Here is a 20,128-nt window from a genome sequence, read left to right as displayed (position 1 = left end):
TTACCAACCACATTCTTTTCTTATTGGCGCAACTTGAGATGCTAGTCCGTTATTTTTGAAAATAAACTGACGATCTTCTTGAGGAAGAGAAACTGAAAACGTATCAATATATAAGATTGATTTTAATTGTTGTATTGCATAAAGTCCTCGCCCTGCATCTAACAAATAACCTCGTTCGGCACTCTGCCAGTCAATTTTAGAGGCTGTATGATTTGTATCGTTATTAGCAATATGAACATTCAGTAAATTATGTTTAACGGGTTTATCCAATGCAATTTGGAATCTTGTGATATTGTCTTTGCAAGCAACATATATTGAGGCACTTCCGTCATTACTTAATAAAGCAAGTTCTAAATTATTTTCAGCCCAAGCATCTCGCCCATCAACTTTAGCTAATGTAAAAATATCACCAACTAATTTAGGAACAAGATTACTGACCACACGATCATCTATCATTTGCTCTCTAACCGGTGTGTTAAATACCTTATCAAAACATGCAAGACGATTAATATTTGACTTAATTGAAACACATTGCCCTGCTTTATCCATTTTTTCTTCAGATAAACTATTTGCAGAATATATTGATAAGAAAAAAGCAAACGTCGCTTTACATACAAAAGAAAGACGCGGTGCCATAGCAAAATCCCTCATTACTACATATTATTAATAATGTCATTTACATTATTAATAATCTCAGTTGAATATGAATCCAAGAACATACTATATAAGAAATAAATTAACGCAAAAGCAAATAATGTTCCCCATGCAACACGGTTTAATGACAATGGTTTCTTTACCGTATAATCACTTTTGTAAAGATGCATTTGCTGATTTCTCTGATAATCATACCCACGTAATGGTCTCAGTGTTTTTTGTAATTTAATTAAAATATTTTGAATATTTTCTTGACCATGTGGACTAAGGGCATACTGTCCTTTAAATCCAAGAGCTAAACAAATGTACATAAATTCGAGCAATTCATGATATTTTTCAGGTTCAAGCATCGTTCTTGATAAGATCGAGTAAAACTTTTCTCCACCCCATGTTTCATTATGAAAATGAGCAAGTAAAGAACGCTGCCCCCAAACTGAAGAGCTTCCCCAAGGCGTTGCCATCACCATTTCATCAATAAATGTACACACACAATATCGGAATGAAAGCTGGAATGCACTGTCATAGTTCAATTCTTTTACTTTTTCACTCAATGCCATGATTTCATTTTGCATTCTAGTATATAAACTTCCGATGTCCTCTATGGACGATAATTTTCTTAGTCTAAGAGCTGTCGCTAATAGTGGGTTTGCCAATTCAACTAAGGCATTGTAGGAGTGGGTTTGTAATTGAAAGTCATAGTCAATATCAAAATCAACATTTCCAACTTGCTCATAAAGAAGATCAGTTTTTTCATTAATTACTGGCACATTATTTGTAATGAAAACTCGATCTGAAGGCATATCAATTGATGAATTATATGTATTCAACAACTCTCTATTATTCATTATGCTAAATCTCCACGAATAGCCCAAAACTCAATCTCTAATCCAGGATAATTTCCTGTAATATGGAAACCAAATCCAGATGAAGTCAGCAAATTCTCCCAATATGGCGATGTTTTATCTAATTGGAAATACATAAAACCAGAATGGTAAGGCAAATATCGAGGAGCTACAGGTAGAGCACTCACAGGAACACCAGGCAATTGTAAATGAACAAGTTGATTGATTTGCTCGATACTTGATATCTTAGTTTGTTGAATAAACTGATTCTTTAATAATTCTGGTTGTAAATGAGCTTTTACAGCAATGATAAATTCAGCTGTAGAATAAAGTGATGCATCATTAACCTGAGCCGTATAAATTCCATATTGACGAGCAACAACTGGCAATGGTACAACTTTTGTATTTGTCACGATACTTAAATAGGACTTAATATCATTAAATAAGGGCTCTAAAGAAGTCGCTGGATTTTCATGAAGATAATCATAAAAAGTTTCTGAAAATCTTTCTTTCAAAACAAAAGTAGTCAGCTCGCTACGTAATGAAGCAAGTAATTCATAAACAGATAAAGGATGTACTTTACCTAATTTCACAATGCTTTTTATTAATGGTGAAACTCTATTAAGGCTTAAAAGCATAAGGAAATCATTAACATCAGCTACACCAGATTGTTCTGGACGCCCAATTCTGCTCACAATGTTTTGTGCTCGTAATGAAACTAAATCAGATAACTCTGCTAATTTTTTCATGAAGACCGGCATTGCATTAATATGCAATGACATAGGATAAAATGCTTCATCTAATATAACTTGATGCTCTAATGTAATATCCTTGATCTTTGCAATGGGTAAAGAAACATAATTACTTAAATCATCTAATGAAGATTTTAGAAAATATTGATTTTTCAACAACTCAAGCTGAGTATAGTTTCCACTTTCACTATGAGAGTCTTTCACTTCAGTAAAAACAATTTCACTTCGGAAATCCATTGAATCTGAATTACTTGATGAATATTTAATTTCACCTTCTCCATTTGTAACAATAGGCAAACAAAGATAAATCGTTTCACCGACAAGATTGCTAGTTACAGCAATTGGAGAAGGTAAACTATCTGTTAAAGGTAAATCAAAAAGTGTTCCATCTGGCATCACACCTTTGCATTCCGTAATGCCAAACTTTCCAAAAGAAAGCTGCTGTTGATCAAAAGCAATTTTCTCAAAACCTAGATTATAAGCCGAGATATCAATAACTTGCTTCAGTTGTGATGTTAAAAAACGGCTTTCTTGCTGAAAATGTTGAGGCCTAATGAATAGGCCTTCTTTCCACAAAACACGATTTGATAAAGACATGGATTAATTATCCTTAAAAATTTCAACTTTAGAGTCTAACACACGAATTAACAGTGGATAACTTTCCCCACCTTTAGGTTTGACCTGTACAATACCTTTCCATTTGCGGTTTTCATAACCATTAAAAAGAGCTACAACTCCAATATAATGAGTTTTTTCATTCATTTCTTCTGAATCCACAAATCTGAACTGATTCGGTGCAATAATTAAATCAATATTTGAAACATATGTTTTGCCCAATGATTCAGTGAAATCATTACCACGAAAATCATCATATGTACTACTTAAAAATAGCGACTTATCCGTTAATTGGAAAACTTTTAACATGACAGGGGTTGCTCTAGCATCAGCCTTTCCATTTTCCTGCTCAATAATTTGCTTATCGGAATTGGTACTATTGGCTGTCGCATTTTTTTTGTATTCATGAGCTGTCATTGGACGTTTAGCTTGAGGTTTTAAAGCATCTAAATCTTCGAACTCTGCTGCAGCTTCATCACTTACTACAGCAATAGCATCATCTTTTGGAGAATAAACGTTAATATTTGCACGATCCGTTGCGTAAATAGAAAGTGAATAAGTCGATGGTTTTACTAAACGTGGATTAACACTCGGTCCATTATCTGAAGAGCATCCCGCCACAGTTAATGCAACAGCAGTAAACATAAATAAAGATTTTAATTTCATAAGATTTCCTTAGTTATTTAATAAAAAATAGAGGATCTAAAATAGGCTCCACTTGTTTTGACTTTGCATCATCTTTATCTTTTAAAGTTGATACAGAATTCTGTATTTTTTCATATTCAATTGTAGATATCGACTTTACTAACTCATTTGGTGACTCATTAACATCCAACGGGGTATAGTATTCCAACACACTATGAATATGCGGGTTAAAAAATTTATATTCTGTAGACCCAAATTGATGAGGCATCGCATTCATTAACTCTGAAGAAGGCTCATCATCTACTTTTAATGCCAATAAAGGGTCTAAATTCGTATCATTTGCTTTTAATTCAAGTAAATCTTGATTAATGTTCTCTTTCTCAAAATCATAATGATATTGCTGAGAATGTCCTAAATTTAAGATTGTATTATCCGTTTGTTTATTCAATAAATAAGATAATTCATCTTGTAAAGTAACCATTTCTGCTTCATTAGTAAAAATCTTAGCTCTAATCTTATAATTACATAGAGAAATGAGATCATTATCATTTAATTTGATAATCCCCCCCATGGGAAGAGCACTCGTTGTTCCATTAATAAAAAGCTTTTTACTATGAGCTATTAAACAGAAATCAGCATTATAATACTTTATTTCAAACTCAATATCAGAAATTTCATTCTTCCAATTATCTATTTTCCAATTTACATTTGATGCAGATCCCACTAAACCACCAGCTAAATCAAAATAGCAATAAGGTAATGTTCCTCTTTCGAGCATAAACGCATCGGTTACCATCAATAAAAGTTTATGCACTTATACCGCTCCTTCAATGATCACCTGGTTTAAAGTATGAGCGCTTGTTGAATCTGCATTAATCAATGTCGTCCATCCTAGCCAACTAGAATTATCCTTTCCTAAAATAAAGGTAGATTGCGTATCCGGATGTAAACCTAATGAAATATCATAAGGCAGTGGATCTTTTAATAGAAAGCGAATCAATTCTTGAAGATGCTTATATTTTTCAGTATTTGGCAAAAATTGGTAAAACTCATTTAATTTCAGATTATCAATATTAACTCTAAACTTATTTGAAAATGATTCAATCTTGTCACCTGAAATAAAATTATTACCTAACATCATATTCTGCATACCAAGTTTATTTTTTTGTTCGCTTTCTATTTCAACAAGTTGTCTTACATGCTCTTCAATCGAAACATCATCCAAATCAAAATAGTACCGAATAATATCAGTTAGTATCTGCGGAGTTCTTATACCCGATTGTATAAGACCAATATAATAAAAAATTTTACTCCAATTTAAATGAGAGAATTCAATAAAGTCCTTAGACAGTCCCAAAATATTTAGAATATCCCGAGAATAGTCATCTGAAAAATCAGATTTAAACCGTATATAATATTTATACTTTCTCCAAATTTGGTGAAATATTGTAAGCAAGTGATGATTAAAGAAATCTAAATATTTTGCTTGAATAGATTCATTCTCATACGATGCCTCTGCAATTTCATCCAAAACACTTCCAGGAAGTGGGCCTGATGCACCTTGTAATCCTAAAAAGTTAACAAAAATTTGGAATATTCTTTTTCCTTCTTCATCTTGAATAACGAGCTGCTCAATATCCCCAACTGGAAAGTTAATTTTAGGATTACTAAAGAAACGGAATATCGATTCTTCAACGAGAGTATTTTCTAATTCATCTAAGCTCATTGACGATGCATCAGCAATTGTTTCTACGAGCTGATGAAACCCAAACTGAATTAGATCACTCTTTGAAGAGAGGTTTTCTGTTCCCATTTAAATATCTCGTTATTACTTGTATTGATAATTTCTAAAAGGTGAAATGAATTTATCGTGCCATATAATCTAAAAAATTCAGCAAGAATCGAACCAAATAAAAACAACTCCCCTTCACAGAGGAAATTATTGCTATCTATTCTTAGTACTGATTTTTGACCTCTATATACAATGCCTTTTATGACCTTATCAATTGGACGAGTCGTAATCGACTCCATTCCAGACAAACGTTTTTCTGTTCGTCTCAATGCTTGCACATCATACATTGCAGAAAAATCATAAGTTAGCAAAATTTCCTTTAAAACATCTAGCTTCGTTAAGGATAAATAATTAAGTGAAAGATTAGAAACTAACTTCCAATGAATCGATTCATCTAGAACTGCTCTCACCGTTTTTACTGGCAATGTGATATTTTTAAAATCAATATAAGACGGTGTATTTTGTGATGGCACACAAATATCACCAATCCCTAAAAACTCTGGTAAATTATGATTTGTACAATCTAAATCTATAGATATTGTCTCTCTGGAACTATCTAAAATTTTATTAGAATCAGATACAAAAGAAACAAAATGATCATAACCCGTTTCTTCAATATTATCTTTAATAATTGATTTATAGTATCCACTCTCGCCAGATGAAGAGCTGTGAACAAATGATTCAAATTTTGGATAAGTATAAATCTTATTCCCCGTCTCTTTTAAAAACGTTGAGCCTGAAACTCGCCTAATATCAAAGATCTCGAAATGCTCCCGATTAAAACCTGCCGGAATCACTGGATATAGATCTTTTTTTCCATCAAGATTTAATGGAACAGCATCATGCTCAAATAAATTAATTATTGGAACACAATATAGGGAAAAATCAGCTTGTGTTAATTTTAGATCTTTAGGAAAAGAACGATTAAACTCAAAAAATAACTTAAATTTTTTCTTATCAAATCGACTTAAATACAGATGCAGCTTTCTTAGCTTAAAGAAATAAAATTTTTTAGGGAAAAAGAAAAACTCTTGTAAGAGACGATACCCATCAAATGCATTATCAGGGTAAGGAATCAAGGATTCCTCTTTATCAAAACCAACAGGAGAAATAACATCCAGTGGTAAATTAATTACACCATCTTCCGATTTAATATAAACTTTTGTTAAATAATTAAAAATCCATTGATAACAAGTTAAAGCGCTGTAATCACTCCCAGATAAATAAAATGACAATTCATCGCACTGTATGGAAGAAAAATCACTATCTGTGATATTTTCTAAATCTAATTCAATAATTGTAGACTCGCTGCCTGATGTGCTTTTTACATCATTTAAAACAAGTGGATAAACAGCAACATCCATCGTTGTTTGAAACTGACAAGCCGTACCATCTACCGGTTTAGACGACACAAACGTTCCTTTAGGAACTATATGTTTTGTTGTAATAGCCCTTTCTTTAGGTTGAAAGTTTAAAATTGCACAACTTGGTAAAGGACGCAAATAATTTGGCCAAAGAAGCTGAATCATTGATTGAGTTATTTCTGGTAAATTATCTTGTACTTTTTCTTTCAAACGTGCAGTTAAAAAAGCAAAAGATTCAATAATTCTCTCTGCCTCAGGATCAACTATCTCATCAGATAAAAATCTTGATAAGTGAGGATAAATCTTTGAAAAATGTTGACCATCCCTTTTGAGAAAGTCTAGCTCAGATCTAAAAAACTCTTTCAAAGACATTTACACAACCCTAAACTTCTTATTTGAACTATCCAAGATAATATTTAATTCAGTTAACTCATTTTTTTGTTTTAATAATACAACGCAGGTTATACGGAAATTAAGCTGAAGAACATCATATGCATCATGAATATATTCTATTCTTGTAATACGAACCCTTGGCTCATAGCGCTCTAAGCTGGAACGAATATTTGCAACAATTGTTTGGCTTAAACTTTTTGTGGTTGCAGTTGCATCATTAAAGTCTTTTAAACCAAAATCGGGTGCACATAACGTGCACCCTTCTTTTGAATTAAGTACTAATTCTATGTTTCTTTTTATCGAACGAATTAAATCACTCACAATTTCTGCTTCAGTCTTCTTTTTAATGACATCCGTATTCTGTGGTGCAGTTTTAACCCTGTTCCAAAATCCCATAAAACAGCTACTTATTTATTATTATCAATATCTAATCGACCCACAAGGGAAAGATCGAAACTTGCCCCCATATATTTAAAGTGCGGTCGAACAGATAAAGAAACTTTGTACCAACCTGGTTCTCCTGCAACACTTGATACTTCAACTTTAGCAGAACGTAATGGTCGACGGCTACGAACTTCTGCTGGTGGGTTCTCTTGATCTGAAACATACTGTTTCAACCAAACATTTAACTCTCTCTCAAGATCTTGACGTTCTTTCCACGAGCCGATCTGTTCACGTTGTAATACTTTCAAATAATGCGCTAAACGGTTCACAATGAACATATATGGTAATTGTGTACCTAATTTATAGTTTGTTTCAGCCGCCTTGCCTTCTTCCGTATTTGGGAATTTTTTAGGTTTTTGGACAGAATTAGCTGAGAAGAATGCAGCATTATCGCTTCCTTTACGCATAGTTAAAGGAATAAAACCTTCATCTGCCAATTCAAATTCTTTGCGATCTGTAATTAATACTTCTGTTGGGATCTTCGCTTGTAACTGCCCAAATGATTCAAATAAATGAACTGGTAAATCTTCTACCGTACCACCACTTTGTGGACCAATAATATTTGGACACCAACGATATTTAGCAAAACTATCTGTTACTTTCGATGCCATCAAGAATGCAACATTGCTCCACAAATAGTTATTATGGTTACCATCAATTCCTTCATTGTAATTGAAGGTTTTAACCGGATTTTCAATCGTGTCGTAAGGTAAACGAGACAAGAAACGTGGCATTGTGAGTGCTAAATACTTAGAATCTTCAGATTCTCTTAATGCTCTCCATTTAGCATAACGAGGTCCTTCAAAAATGTCTTTTACTTCTTTAATTTCAGATAAAGATGCGTAGCTATCTAGTCCAAAGAACTCTGGACCTGCGGCTGAAATAAATGGAGCATGAGACATCGCACCAACAGATGAAACATATTGTAATAATTTAATATCTGGCGCAGATGGCGTAAACGTGTAGTTACCAACAATAGCTGCAACTGGCTCACCACCAAATTGGCCATAGTTTGCGGAGTAAACATGTTTGTATAAACCGCTTTGAGTAATATCAGTCGCATACTCAAAATCATCAAGCAATTCTTCTTTGCTTACATTTAGTACTTCTATTTTAATGTTTTCGCGGAAATCGGTACGATCTACAAGGAGTTTCAAACCACGCCAAGCTGATTCCATTTCTTGGAATTTATCATTATGTAAAATCTCATCTACTTGATGACTGATTTTCTCATCAAGACGAACAATCATTTCATCGATAAGTGTCTTATTTACAACTGCATCTGCACTATCAGACTTCAACATTTCAGAAATAAATTCTGCAATACCTCTTTGTGCAATACTATAATCTTCATTTTCAGGTTTAAAACGTGTCTGCTCCATCACCTGATCAAGTAAGCTTGTCGTTTGCGAATTCTTTTCAGCTTTTGCCGTTTGATTCTTAGTAACCATATTCTACTACCTTTATTCTTTTTCTAAAATGATAGCCAATTCTTTTTCCAACGCTTCTCTTGCGTTTGGATCCGCAATTAACTCTTGCAATTTATTTCTAAATGCAGGGATGTTCCCCATAGGCCCTTTTAATGCAAGAAGGGCTTCTCGTAACTCTAATAATTTGTTTAATTCTGGTACTTGTTTAGCAATATTATCAGGTGAGAAATCTGCCATGCTTTCAATTTTTAGGCTAATACCAAGATCTTGATTTTCGGCATTTTCTTCTAAGCGGTTTGGTACCGCTACATCAATCGTCAAATTAGATTGTTTCATTACAGCATCAAAATTGTGCTTATCAATAGAAACCGTCTCTCTTTCTTCAAGGCTTAAGTCTTCTGCAGCACCTTTAAAATCACCAGTAACTAAAAGTTTTAACGGTAATTCAACTTCATCAGTTTGACCTTCTGTAGCCGGAGTATATTTAATATTAATTCGCTCTTTTGGTGCGACTGAACCTGTTTTAGACATATAAAATCCTCTTTGAAATTTAAACTGATTTCTATTTTTAGATAACGAACTAAAAAATAACTAGATTATAAAAAATCACGGTTACTAAATCAATGACGAAGTCAGCAGTATAGAATAATTTTTTACAAATGATATTTGTTATGTGGCAAAATTAAACAACACCCATACTATTTTAGAAGATATGTATTTTCTTTTTAAAATAAACACATAAACTATCAATTTTACAAGAAAATCCTATCATTTTAGTTTAGAATGTAAAGGTTAAACATTTCATAGATTAAGGAGAAGTCATGTCTGCTCGTAGCGTAATCGTTATTGGAGATAAAACTACCCATGGAGGTACCGTACTTCAAGGATCACAAACCATGACTGCCGGAGGCAAAAATGTCGCCCGACAAGGTGATTTGGTCTCATGTCCAAAATGCAAAGGTAACTTCCCGATTGTTGAAGGTTCATCTATCATGCAAGCTAATGGGCGAGGCATTGCCCTTGAAGGAATGAAAACTGCCTGTGGTGCAGAATTAATTGCTTCACAATCTATGATGAAAGCTAAAGCATAATTTATTTAGTATTTATATAACGCTATTATTACTGCCAATATTTTTATAGGAATTCCAAATGGCCGTTCAATCCGATTATCGTTACAGTCTTACCGTTAATGGTGCCACTCAATTCGAAGTAGTCCGTTTTGTATTAAAAGAACATTTATCTACACTCTTCCGACTTGAACTCGATCTCGCAAGCTTTGGTTCTGAACCGAATTTTCATTCTCTAATCGACCAACCTGCTACGCTAACCTTTTGGCAAGGAGATGAGGTAATACGTAGTGTCAACGGTATCGTTACGGCCTTAAATCAGAGGGAAACTGGTTTTACTCGAACTCGTTATCACATGGTGATTGAACCATCTTTATGTCGTGCAGGTTTACAAACTGATTTACGAATATTCCAACAACAAGACTCTCAAAAAATTATCGAAACGCTACTGAGTAAAAATCAAGTACCTCAGAGCCAATTCCATTTACAAACGCCATATTGGACACGTGAATACTGCGTGCAATATCGCGAAACTGATTTAAATTTTATTCAACGTTTGGCTGCCGAAGAAGGCTCTTATTATTACTTTGAACATACCAATGATAGCCATATCCTTCATTTCTCCAACTCGACAACACTTTCAGAGAAAAAAGGAAATTTAGTTTATAACGCAATGCCGGCGGGACAACGTCCAGAAGCAGCTGTGTGGCATTGGTCCTACGAAGAAAAACTGGGTACTACTCTTCAAACTTTACGTGATTATACTTTTACAAATCCTCGTTATAATCAAGAACACCAATATTCAGGTCAAGGTAATAACAAAGGCCATGGTAGCATTTATGAGCGGTATGACTATCCAGGCCGTTATAAACGTGATGCTCAAGGTGAGCCTTTTACGCAATATCGTTTGGAATACGAACGTAGAGAAGCGGAATTGGCACTTGCACAAAGTGATGATTTACGTGTACAACCAGGTTATGTATTTGGCTTAGAGGGACATCAACGAGAGGCCTTTAATCGCGATTGGTTAGTAGTCGGAGTTGAACATTATGGTTGGCAACCTGGTGTATTAGAAGAAGAAGCAGGTGAAGAAGGTAACCGCTATGAAAACCGTATTAAACTTATTCCAAATACCACACAATGGCGACCAGAGCCGCAACCAAGACCTGTTGTTGATGGGTCTCAAATGGCCCATGTAGTTGGCCCAGCTGATGAAGAGATTTACTGTGATGAATGGGGACGTGTAAAAGTCCAGTTCCCTTGGGATCGTGAAGGGCAAAATAACGAGCACAGTTCTTGCTGGATTCGAGTCAGCCAAGGTTGGGCGGGAGCGCAATTTGGACATATTGCCATCCCTCGTATTGGCCATGAAGTAATGGTTGATTTCTTAGAGGGCGATCCTGACCAACCAATCATCATGGGACGTACTTATCACAGCACAACGGAACCGCCTTATGCTCTGCCTGAACATAAAACGCGTATGACCATAAAAAGTAAAACCCATAAAGGTAACGGCTTTAATGAATTACGTTTTGAAGACGAAAAAGACCGAGAAGAAATCTTTATTCATGCAGAAAAAGACCAAAATAATGTTGTAAATAATGATGAAACAACACAAATTGGGCATGATCGAACCGAACAAGTAGGACATGATGAAACAATTAACATCGGAAACAACCGTACTGAAATGGTTGGGCAAGATGAGTCATTAACGGTAGGTCGCGATCAATCTAATAAGATCAATCGCAATCGCATGACTAAAATTGAAAAGGATGAAGTATTAAACATCGGGAATCATCTATCAATGGATGTGTATGCCAATCAAGAAGTTAAAATTGGCCGAGATTATTCTCATCAAACAAGTCGCAATGCGGTTTTCAAAGCAGGGAAAGAATTAAAACAACATAGTAAAAACATTAAATTAACTGGTACTACACAAGTAAATATTCGTGGAAAAGCAGGTACGATTGTTATTGATGGCTCTGGTATCACGTTAAAAGGTAAAGTGACTGTAAAAGGTAATTTAATACAATCTAGCGGAACACCAGAATCGCCAGCAGTATTGTCTCTTGCCGCAAACGAAGCAAAACCGATTTGCGAAGTTTGTGAAGCCATGAAAAATCAAAAACAGAGTTAAAATCAACCGCACTTTATAACAAAAGGACAGCTAAGCCGTTAAACTTTGCTGTCCTATGTAACCTTTATGATTACACTTTTGTCTAACAATAATGATTCGTTATTTACTTTTATTTTGAATTATCTCGGCAGCGAAAATCCGGACGAAGAATACGGCAAGTTCTTTAAAAAAGAAAAACGTATCACAAGTGACTACTTCAACTGGTTCTATCAATTTAGCCTCTTCCCACAAATCGGCTATAACGAAAAGAAAACCGAAGCACGTATTCAGGCATGGCTTGCAAAGAATAGTATGCAATAATATTAACCCACAAAAAAACGACCGCACTTGCGGTCGTTTCTATTTAGCCATTTAAAGATTATTTCAATTTTTCACCTTTAAATTCACCTGTCAAACTTTCTAAGAAAGAGGTGATGTCCTCCACATCTTTTTGAGCAGGCTGTTGCACGTTACTTTGGTATTTCAACATTACGCTCACAGCGTCTTTTAACTCTTTTGCTGAGGCATCATGAAAATATGGTGCAGTAAGTGCGATATTACGTAAAGTTGGCACTTTGAAGCGATGCATATCGAATGGATCTTTAGTTTGTGCAAAGCGACCTTCATCTGCATCAGTTAATGGCGTGCCGCGATCTTTAAAGTAATCGCCGTAGAGACCCATGTATTCATAAGATTGTCCACCCATTGCTACGCCGGTATGACAAGTATCGCATTTATGTTGTTTGAATAACTCATAACCGCGAACTTGTTGTTCGGTCAAGGCTGTTTTATCCCCTTTCAAATAACGGTCAAAATCACTATTTGGCGTAATTAATGTTTTTTCATATTCACCAATCGCGTGAGTTAAGGTTTCTTTCGTCACTTGTGGATATTCTTTTAAGAATTCTTTTTTGAACTCTTCATCCATTTCAAAACGTGCCACGATGTCATCCCAAGAGTATGAGCCCATTTCTACCGGATTTGTTGGAGGACCTTTCGCTTGATCCGCTAAATCTGCCGCTCGACCATCCCAGAATTGAACAAAGTTGAATGCAGCATTGAATACAGTTGGTGCGTTGATTGGGCCTTTTTTACCATCAATACCTGTTGAAGTATCAAGTCTATCCACACCACCTTTATCTAATTGGTGACAAGTATGACATTGAATAGAACCATCGCCTGATAAACGTCCATCAAAGTAAAGATCATGACCTAACGCGACTTTTGCTTCATCAGTCGCAATACTGTCTGGAATCGGTTGAACTAAACGATCGGCATCAACATTTGGTGTTTCTTTTGGTAAAGACATTTTACGAGCTTCACGAATCCAGTTAAGCAACGCTACTTTTTCTTGCTCATCTGGTTTGCTTCCCCAGTGGAGATGTCTGAATTTAGCAATTGGCATTTCATTATTTTCAAGTACGCGTTGTAATTTTGCTAAATCAGCTTGGGATAATTTGCTTGGATCTTTTAAACCTTCAAGTAAACGATCTAGGCGGAAAGCACGAAGCCCACTTTGAATATCCGATTGCATTTCATCACCCACAATCGGGAATTTTGAATAAAATGGAAGCGGTGTGTTTGGACTATGGCAATATTGGCAACTGTTATCAAATAAGGCTTTTGCCACTTTTTCTTGTTCGCCAGTATAGCGATTTTCCATTAAGAGTTGGCTCGCGTTCTCTTTATCAAATTGATGTAGATACCCCCGCCCAAATAACCTAAGATAGCAATGGCTGCACCGCCAATAATCAGTTTTTTCATCTAATAATCCTCCAAACGATCAATAAACATAAAAAAGAAACGTAAAACTTAAAGTAAGGTGATTATGCCAAAAAATTGGCTTATATTTTGTATGGATTTAATTAACTTTGGCTATGGATTCGATTGATTGCATTAAAGAGTGTTTTACTTTATAAATGAAAATTCCCCTAAAAATGAAGCAATAAAAAATGCGGCTATTTCTAACCGCACTTTACTTTTTATTATCTCTCGTTTATTTCTTTGGCGCTTGCATAAAGCGGAAGAAATCACTGTCTGGTTTCAAGATCATCATATTACCTGAACCCTCGAAGCTACTTTCATAGGCTTTTAAGCTACGAATAAAGCTATAAAACTGTGGTTCTTGAGCAAAAGCTTGAGAATATAATTTTGCTGCTGCCGCATCACCATTACCACGTAATTCTTGTGCAGTTTTATTTGCATTCGCTAAGATCAAGGTCACCTTACGATCCACGTCTGCTTGAATGAATGCTGCTTTTTCTTTACCTTGAGAACGGTGTTCACGGGCAACCGCATCGCGTTCTGCACGCATACGTTGGTAAATCGAAGAAGAAACTTCATCCGGTAAGTTAATTTGTTTTACGCGAACATCGACGACTTCAATCCCTAATTCAGAGGTACTATCCTGCCCTGAATTTAACGCTTTTTTCGCCCCCGCCATTAATTCACCACGCGTACCAGAAACGATATCTTTAATTGTACGTGTACCAATTTCTGAACGCAGACGGTCATTCACTTTACGGCTTAATAAGCTTGAAGCTTGGTTATAATCGCCACCACCCGTTGCAGTATAGAAACGACCAAAATCGCTGATTTTCCATTTCACGTAGGAATCCACCAACAAGTCTTTTTTCTCGACTGTCACAAAACGAGTAGCTGAACCATCAAGGGTACGAATACGCGCATCAAGCACCTTAATGCTATCAATTAAAGGCAATTTGAAATGCAAACCTGGTTCATACACCACAACTTTGTTTTCTGCATCACGTTGTACTTTGTTAAAACGCAACATGATGCCACGAGTACCCTCAGTTACAACCACCACGCTGGAATACAACACCGCAGCAATCACCACAATAATCAGAAGTAAAAATTTACGCATTAGTTAAATCTCCCTTGGCGAATGCCTTCATTTGATTGAACTGGTTGAGCCGTTTGCGTTTCTACACGACGTTCCTGTGTCGAAACAGGCGCAGAACTGACTGCACTTTCTGAAGTAGTGGTCACTGGCTTAATCGTCTTTTTACCCATTAATTGCTCCAATGGCAATACGGTTAAATTGTTACCATTATTGCTATCTAGCATCACTTTAGGTGTATTTGCCATGACTTTTTCCATGGTTTGAATATAAAGACGCTCTTTTAACAAATCAGGCGCCGCTTTAAATTCAGGCAGAAGACGTTGTAAACGTTCCACTTCCCCTTGTGCATCAAGCACAACACGATCTTTATAAGCGGTTGCTTCTTCAACGATACGCTGTGCATCACCACGAGCGATTGGCTCTTTCTCGCGAGCATAAGCCTCTGCTTCACGAATGTAACGTTGTTCGTCTTCCTGTGCTTTAATCGCATCATCGAAAGCATCTTTCACTTCTTCTGGCGGACGTGCAGATTGGAAGTTCACGTCAATCACTTCAAGTCCCATATCATAAGGTTTGATAATATCGTTCAACGCTTTCCAAGTATCTTCACGCACTACGGCACGACCGGTTGTCAGCACATCATTCATAGTCATATGACCGATCACATAACGAAGTGCGCTGTCAGTCGCTTGTCCAAGACTATTGTCCGCATTGCTTACGCTAAACAGGTATTTTTCAGGATTTTGCACGCGATATTGCACAGTCATTTCTACTTTAACCATGTTTTCATCTTTGGTTAACATCGCACCTTGCGTTTTAAGCTCACGAACTTGTTCTACATTCACTGGAATCACTTTATCAATAAAGGTTGGTTTCCAGTTTAAACCTGGTTGAACGATAGAATGAAACTCGCCAAAACGTAACGTCACGCCACGTTCTGCTTCTTTAATGGTGTAAAAACCGCTTGCCCCCCAAATAATCCCTCCGATGACGACGGCGATCGGTAAAATTTTACCTAAATTAAATGAAGGCACATTAGGCGAAGTATTATTTGAACCACCTTTTTTATTACCCCCACCTAATTTTTTCAACAGATTATTGAATACTTCTTCAATATCTGGTGGTGATTGCTCCTGATTTTTATTGTCTCGCGATCCCCAGCCATTTTCATTTTGCTTATCTGATGAATTATCTGACTGTTTTGGACCGCTACTCTGTCCCGGTTTACCCCAAGGATCTTGATCTGGACCGTTTTGCGACATTACGTTCTCCATTTGTCTAAAATTTTTAATGAGTTTAACGAAATAAATGGGGTTAGTCTATGAAAATACAAGTGGCAATGCAAATTATTACAAAATAAAAAATCCTTGAATATTTTTAAGGATTTTCTTTTATTCATTTACTTGGTAAATCAAGGTTTTTTTTATATTTTTTTCAAGTAATTTTTTTCCATCCCATTGATAAAAGTGCGGTTGAATTTTTGACTGATTTATAAATGCCGCAAAGTAAAAAGGCAATTCATCCGTAAAGATCAACTGACCTTTTGGACAATAATCTGAGAAGATCTGCAGTTGCTCTGGCAAATGCGTCACACTTGATAACTTCACGATTCCTACGCCTTGTGATTTCAATACTGCTTCACGCAAACACCAACAACGATAAAAGGCCAGGTCTGCATCAGTCTGTTTAGCAAACCATTCTTGTTCTGCTTGTGGCGCAATATGCGCCATGAGCGCAGAAAAATTCCGTTTTTTTGAAAATTCAATATCAATACCGACCGCACTTTTTTCTGATTCATTAATATGTAGCAATACGGCAACCCAATCGCTAGAGTGACTAATGTTAAAATCGATATTCTCAACGGGAAATTGTGGTCTGCCACTTTGCGTACGATAAATTTGCCCTAAAAGTGCGGTCGATTTTTCCGCTGTTTTTAGCAACTGCCAAAGTAAAAAATGCGCCAATCGACGGCATTGATGTCGTTGCGTTATCCGAGAATTCCCCTTCGGTTCTATACGTAAATTTTCAGGGACAAGATCCGTAGGAATTTCATCAAAAGTAAAAGGTTGTTGAATATTGGCGTAGGCAATAAAAGTTGTCATAAAAATAATGAATAAACACGCAAGTTTGATTGCATTATAAAAGGAAATCCACCGCACGCCAACATAAGCTAAAACTCATCAAAGCAAGGTATTAGATTGAAACTTTGAGCAGTTTCACAGATTTTTCTTCTCAAATACGTTACATTTCGAAAAAGTAATCACAGGAGGTTCTATGTTTAAACAACTTCAACAAGTCGGTAAGTCATTCATGTTGCCGATTGCTATTTTGCCTGCTGCAGGTCTTTTGCTCGGGATCGGTGGTGCGCTTTCCAATAAAGCAACAGTGCAAGCCTATCCAATTTTAAATAATGAGGCACTACAGGGTCTGTTTCAGATTATGTCAGCAGCCGGTAGCGTGGTGTTCGCTAATTTAGCCTTATTATTGTGTATTGGTTTAGGTATCGGCTTAGCCAAACGTGACAAAGGCGTTGCTGCTCTTGCAGCGGTTGTCGGCTATCTCATTATGACAGGCACCATTGCCGCATTAATTCCGATTTTCTCTCCTGATGTAAAAAGTATCGATACAGGTGTGATTGGTGCATTGGTGATGGGCTTGATTACCGTTAAATTACACAATCGCTATCACAACATCCAATTACCACAAGTATTAGGTTTCTTTGGCGGCTCTCGCTTTGTGCCAATTGTGACGGCTTTTTCAGCCATTTTTGTTGGATTAGTTTTCTTCCTCATTTGGCCAACTTTCCAACAATGGCTTGTCTCTGCAGGTAAAAGCATCGCATCCATGGGAACCTTTGGAACATTCTTATACGGTTTCTTAATGCGATTATCTGGCGCGGTTGGCTTACATCACATGATTTATCCACTGTTTTGGTATTCTGAATTAGGTGGTGTGGAAATGGTCAATGGCGAGATGATTGTTGGTGCGCAAAAAATCTTTTTTGCTCAATTAGCGGATCCAAATCACCATGGTTTATTTACTGAAGGAACCCGTTTCTTTGCCGGCCGTTTTGATACCATGATGTTTGGCTTACCCGCAGCCTGTTTAGCCATGTATCACTGTGTACCGAAAAAACGTCGTGCACAAATTGGCGGGTTATTCCTTGGTGCAGCCCTCACCTCTTTCATTACTGGGATTACTGAACCGATCGAATTCATGTTCTTGTTTGTTGCACCATGGCTTTATGTATTCCACGCATTCTTAGATGGGGTGTCTTTCTTTATTGCCGATTATTTAAATATCTCTATCGGGAATACTTTCTCTGGTGGTTTTATTGATTTCTTGCTCTTCGGTATCTTACAAGGTAATGAAAACACCCATTGGTTGCGTGTCATTTTCGTCGGTATTCCTTGGGCACTGCTCTATTATTTCTCTTTCGTTTTCTTGATTCGCATCTTTAATGTGATGACGCCAGGACGTGGTGAAGAAACCGAAGAAAATGTAGAACAAGAAACCAGTTCACTGACTGAAAATGCACATAAAATTATTGCAGCATTAGGTAACGCTGAAAATATTGAAAACGTTGATGCGTGTATTACTCGCTTACGCGTTTCGGTTAAAGATGTCAAAGCCGTTGATAAAGCTACATTGAAAAAATTAGGTGCGATTGATGTGCTTGAAGTCGGTGGTGGCGTACAAGCTATTTTCGGTGCCAAAGCCGTACTCTATAAGAGTGAAGTAAATCAAATCTTAGGAAAAGAAGATTAATTCCTAAAAATAAAGGGCGTTTATCCCGCCCTTTTGAGTGACAAAATAAAAGTGCGGTCAAAATCAACCGCACTTTTTATTATTTCAACAAATATGCACGTAATTGTGCAAAATCGTCATCCATTTCATCAGAAAGTAATGGTAATTTATTGTGTTTATCCAACGCTTCCGGCAATGGAAGATCGAGCGAAAGAATACGCTCCACAGACTCTTTAAATTTCGCTGGATGTGCCGTACATAAGAAAATACCGGTTTCATCCGCTTTAAGTTGGTCTTTCAATACTTGATAGGCGATCGCACCGTGTGGTTCACATAAATAACCTTTTGCGTACATCGCTTTTAAGGTTTCTTCTGTTTCGCCATCGCTTAACATACCTGAACCTAAATCACTTAAATTCCAGCCATTGCGTTTGAATAGTTCTTCTACACGTGGCCAGTTGTTCGGACGACTGACATCCATCGCATTAGAAAGCGTGGCTACAGTCGCTTTAGGTGCCCAGTTACCTGATTCTAAATAACGCGGCACAGTATCGTTCGCATTGGTTGATGCAATAAAGCGTTTAATTGGCAAACCTAATGTTTTCGCGATTAACCCTGCGGTTAAATTACCGAAGTTACCACTTGGTACAGAAACCACGACATTATCACGTTTTTCTTTTGGTAATTGCGCGACCGCCTCAAAGTAATAACATACTTGCGCTAATAAACGGCTAATGTTGATGGAGTTTGCTGAGTTTAAACCAATTGCTTGACGTAGTTCGGCATCATCAAACGCTTGTTTGACTAACGCTTGGCACGCATCGAAATCGCCATTAATCGCAACAGTGCGGATATTCCCACCTAAAGTACAGAATAGTTTTTCCTGTAATGGGCTGATTTTGCCTTTAGGATATAAAATCACGACATTGATATTTTCCAAACCGTAAAATGCGTGGGCAACCGCTGCGCCAGTATCTCCAGATGTCGCTGTTAAAATGGTGATTTTGCCATCACCACGCACCGCAGCGAGCGCCTGCGCCATAAAACGACCACCAAAGTCTTTAAATGCTAAAGTTGGACCATGAAATAATTCAAGGGCATAAATATTGTCTTCCACTTTTTCTAATGGTGCCGTAAAGGTGAACGCATTTTTCACCATCGCATCCAAAGTGGCTTTCGGCAATTCTTCACCGATTAAGGTGCCAAGAATTTTTTGGCTACGTTCAACCAATGGTAAGGCTAATAACTCATCAATATTGGTTAAAGCGGGGATGGTTTCTGGAAAGAACAAACCTTGATCTTTACCAAGTCCTTGACGTACTGCTTGCGCAAAATTTACTTGTTCTTCAGGGTGTTTGATATTGTACAAATTCATTGTATATCCGTTAATTATAGAGTTTTAAT

At 36.6% G+C, this 20,128-nt stretch carries 17 protein-coding genes and 2 pseudogenes; 4 read left to right on the top strand and 15 right to left on the bottom strand.

Features of this window, described 5'->3' with window-relative positions; translation table 11 throughout:
• From DPV85_RS01695 to tssB, 10 genes are read right to left on the bottom strand one after another with little or no spacing between them, the layout of a single operon-like run.
• Positions 1-636, bottom strand: a complete 636-nt coding sequence (locus DPV85_RS01695; protein WP_111326657.1) for a type VI secretion system-associated protein TagO — start codon at positions 634-636, stop codon at positions 1-3.
• Positions 637-653: 17 nt separating this feature from the next.
• A complete protein-coding gene (icmH, locus tag DPV85_RS01690; protein ID WP_111326655.1) occupies positions 654-1,499 on the bottom strand; it encodes a type IVB secretion system protein IcmH/DotU in 846 nt (281 codons plus the stop codon).
• Complete coding sequence (tssK, locus tag DPV85_RS01685; RefSeq protein ID WP_111326653.1) at positions 1,499-2,845, bottom strand: type VI secretion system baseplate subunit TssK; 1,347 nt, start codon at positions 2,843-2,845, stop codon at positions 1,499-1,501. The genes icmH and tssK overlap by 1 nt, the downstream gene beginning before the upstream one ends.
• Positions 2,846-2,848: 3 nt before the next feature.
• Complete coding sequence (gene tssJ / locus DPV85_RS01680) at positions 2,849-3,529, bottom strand: type VI secretion system lipoprotein TssJ (RefSeq protein ID WP_111326651.1); 681 nt, start codon at positions 3,527-3,529, stop codon at positions 2,849-2,851.
• A 13-nt stretch (positions 3,530-3,542) separates the two neighbouring features.
• Entirely contained in the window at positions 3,543-4,322 is a 780-nt protein-coding gene (locus tag DPV85_RS01675) for a hypothetical protein (RefSeq protein ID WP_111326649.1), read from the bottom strand.
• Positions 4,323-5,321: a type VI secretion system baseplate subunit TssG gene (tssG, locus tag DPV85_RS01670; protein WP_111326647.1), complete on the bottom strand. Its 999-nt coding sequence runs from the start codon at positions 5,319-5,321 to the stop codon at positions 4,323-4,325.
• Complete coding sequence (tssF, locus tag DPV85_RS01665; protein ID WP_111326645.1) at positions 5,285-7,036, bottom strand: type VI secretion system baseplate subunit TssF; 1,752 nt, start codon at positions 7,034-7,036, stop codon at positions 5,285-5,287. Before tssF ends, tssG begins: the two co-directional genes overlap by 37 nt.
• Positions 7,037-7,453 (bottom strand): type VI secretion system baseplate subunit TssE, encoded by a 417-nt coding sequence (tssE, locus tag DPV85_RS01660; protein ID WP_111326643.1) that lies wholly within the window; start codon positions 7,451-7,453, stop codon positions 7,037-7,039.
• 11 nt (positions 7,454-7,464) lie between these two features.
• Positions 7,465-8,952, bottom strand: a complete 1,488-nt coding sequence (gene tssC, locus DPV85_RS01655; RefSeq protein WP_111326641.1) for a type VI secretion system contractile sheath large subunit — start codon at positions 8,950-8,952, stop codon at positions 7,465-7,467.
• A 12-nt stretch (positions 8,953-8,964) separates the two neighbouring features.
• On the bottom strand, positions 8,965-9,462 hold the full coding sequence (gene tssB / locus DPV85_RS01650) for a type VI secretion system contractile sheath small subunit (protein WP_111326639.1): 498 nt from the start codon (positions 9,460-9,462) through the stop codon (positions 8,965-8,967).
• Positions 9,463-9,752: 290 nt separating this feature from the next.
• On the opposite strand from tssB, the gene DPV85_RS01645 reads away from it, so the two are divergent.
• The 3 genes and pseudogenes from DPV85_RS01645 to DPV85_RS01635 all read left to right on the top strand — a co-directional run.
• The gene (locus DPV85_RS01645; RefSeq protein WP_111326637.1) at positions 9,753-10,022 is read left to right on the top strand and encodes a PAAR domain-containing protein; all 270 of its coding nucleotides are present in this window, start codon (positions 9,753-9,755) and stop codon (positions 10,020-10,022) included.
• A gap of 58 nt (positions 10,023-10,080) precedes the next feature.
• On the top strand, positions 10,081-12,135 hold the full coding sequence (locus DPV85_RS01640; protein WP_111326635.1) for a type VI secretion system Vgr family protein: 2,055 nt from the start codon (positions 10,081-10,083) through the stop codon (positions 12,133-12,135).
• 90 nt (positions 12,136-12,225) lie between these two features.
• Positions 12,226-12,435 (top strand): annotated as a pseudogene (locus DPV85_RS01635) (hypothetical protein); the annotation flags it as partial.
• A 58-nt stretch (positions 12,436-12,493) separates the two neighbouring features.
• Here the strand turns inward: DPV85_RS01635 and DPV85_RS01630 are convergent.
• From DPV85_RS01630 to DPV85_RS01615, 4 genes and pseudogenes are all read right to left on the bottom strand, one after another.
• A pseudogene (locus DPV85_RS01630) lies at positions 12,494-13,878 on the bottom strand (cytochrome c peroxidase).
• 232 nt (positions 13,879-14,110) lie between these two features.
• Positions 14,111-14,998, bottom strand: a complete 888-nt coding sequence (gene hflC / locus DPV85_RS01625; RefSeq protein ID WP_111326633.1) for a protease modulator HflC — start codon at positions 14,996-14,998, stop codon at positions 14,111-14,113.
• Positions 14,998-16,239 carry an FtsH protease activity modulator HflK gene (gene hflK / locus DPV85_RS01620; RefSeq protein WP_165816452.1) on the bottom strand — a complete coding sequence of 414 codons (1,242 nt, stop codon included), beginning with the start codon at positions 16,237-16,239 and terminating at the stop codon, positions 14,998-15,000. Before hflK ends, hflC begins: the two co-directional genes overlap by 1 nt.
• A 129-nt stretch (positions 16,240-16,368) precedes the next feature.
• Positions 16,369-17,079, bottom strand: coding sequence for a 4'-phosphopantetheinyl transferase family protein (locus DPV85_RS01615; protein ID WP_111326630.1), 711 nt, complete (start codon positions 17,077-17,079; stop codon positions 16,369-16,371).
• 172 nt (positions 17,080-17,251) lie between these two features.
• Here DPV85_RS01615 and DPV85_RS01610 point away from each other — a divergent pair, with 172 nt between their 5' ends.
• Entirely contained in the window at positions 17,252-18,745 is a 1,494-nt protein-coding gene (locus DPV85_RS01610; RefSeq protein ID WP_111326628.1) for a PTS transporter subunit EIIC, read from the top strand.
• A 79-nt stretch (positions 18,746-18,824) separates the two neighbouring features.
• Here DPV85_RS01610 and thrC read toward each other — a convergent pair whose 3' ends face one another.
• Positions 18,825-20,099, bottom strand: coding sequence for a threonine synthase (thrC, locus tag DPV85_RS01605; RefSeq protein WP_111326626.1), 1,275 nt, complete (start codon positions 20,097-20,099; stop codon positions 18,825-18,827).
• Positions 20,100-20,128: the final 29 nt, after the last annotated feature.

The sequence above is a fragment of the Haemophilus parainfluenzae genome (assembly GCF_003252725.1).
Classification (GTDB): Bacteria; Pseudomonadota; Gammaproteobacteria; order Enterobacterales; family Pasteurellaceae; genus Haemophilus_D; species Haemophilus_D parainfluenzae_L.
This window is presented reverse-complemented; position numbering and strand designations above follow the sequence as displayed.

Coding starts and splice junctions, on each gene's coding strand:
- DPV85_RS01695 (WP_111326657.1), bottom strand. CDS start 636: ATGGCACCGCGTCTTTCTTTTGTATGTAAAGCGACGTTTGCTTTTTTC.
- icmH (WP_111326655.1), bottom strand. CDS start 1,499: ATGAATAATAGAGAGTTGTTGAATACATATAATTCATCAATTGATATG.
- tssK (WP_111326653.1), bottom strand. CDS start 2,845: ATGTCTTTATCAAATCGTGTTTTGTGGAAAGAAGGCCTATTCATTAGG.
- tssJ (WP_111326651.1), bottom strand. CDS start 3,529: ATGAAATTAAAATCTTTATTTATGTTTACTGCTGTTGCATTAACTGTG.
- tssG (WP_111326647.1), bottom strand. CDS start 5,321: ATGGGAACAGAAAACCTCTCTTCAAAGAGTGATCTAATTCAGTTTGGG.
- tssF (WP_111326645.1), bottom strand. CDS start 7,036: ATGTCTTTGAAAGAGTTTTTTAGATCTGAGCTAGACTTTCTCAAAAGG.
- tssE (WP_111326643.1), bottom strand. CDS start 7,453: ATGGGATTTTGGAACAGGGTTAAAACTGCACCACAGAATACGGATGTC.
- tssC (WP_111326641.1), bottom strand. CDS start 8,952: ATGGTTACTAAGAATCAAACGGCAAAAGCTGAAAAGAATTCGCAAACG.
- tssB (WP_111326639.1), bottom strand. CDS start 9,462: ATGTCTAAAACAGGTTCAGTCGCACCAAAAGAGCGAATTAATATTAAA.
- DPV85_RS01645 (WP_111326637.1), top strand. CDS start 9,753: ATGTCTGCTCGTAGCGTAATCGTTATTGGAGATAAAACTACCCATGGA.
- DPV85_RS01640 (WP_111326635.1), top strand. CDS start 10,081: ATGGCCGTTCAATCCGATTATCGTTACAGTCTTACCGTTAATGGTGCC.
- hflC (WP_111326633.1), bottom strand. CDS start 14,998: ATGCGTAAATTTTTACTTCTGATTATTGTGGTGATTGCTGCGGTGTTG.
- hflK (WP_165816452.1), bottom strand. CDS start 16,239: ATGTCGCAAAACGGTCCAGATCAAGATCCTTGGGGTAAACCGGGACAG.
- DPV85_RS01615 (WP_111326630.1), bottom strand. CDS start 17,079: ATGACAACTTTTATTGCCTACGCCAATATTCAACAACCTTTTACTTTT.
- DPV85_RS01610 (WP_111326628.1), top strand. CDS start 17,252: ATGTTTAAACAACTTCAACAAGTCGGTAAGTCATTCATGTTGCCGATT.
- thrC (WP_111326626.1), bottom strand. CDS start 20,099: ATGAATTTGTACAATATCAAACACCCTGAAGAACAAGTAAATTTTGCG.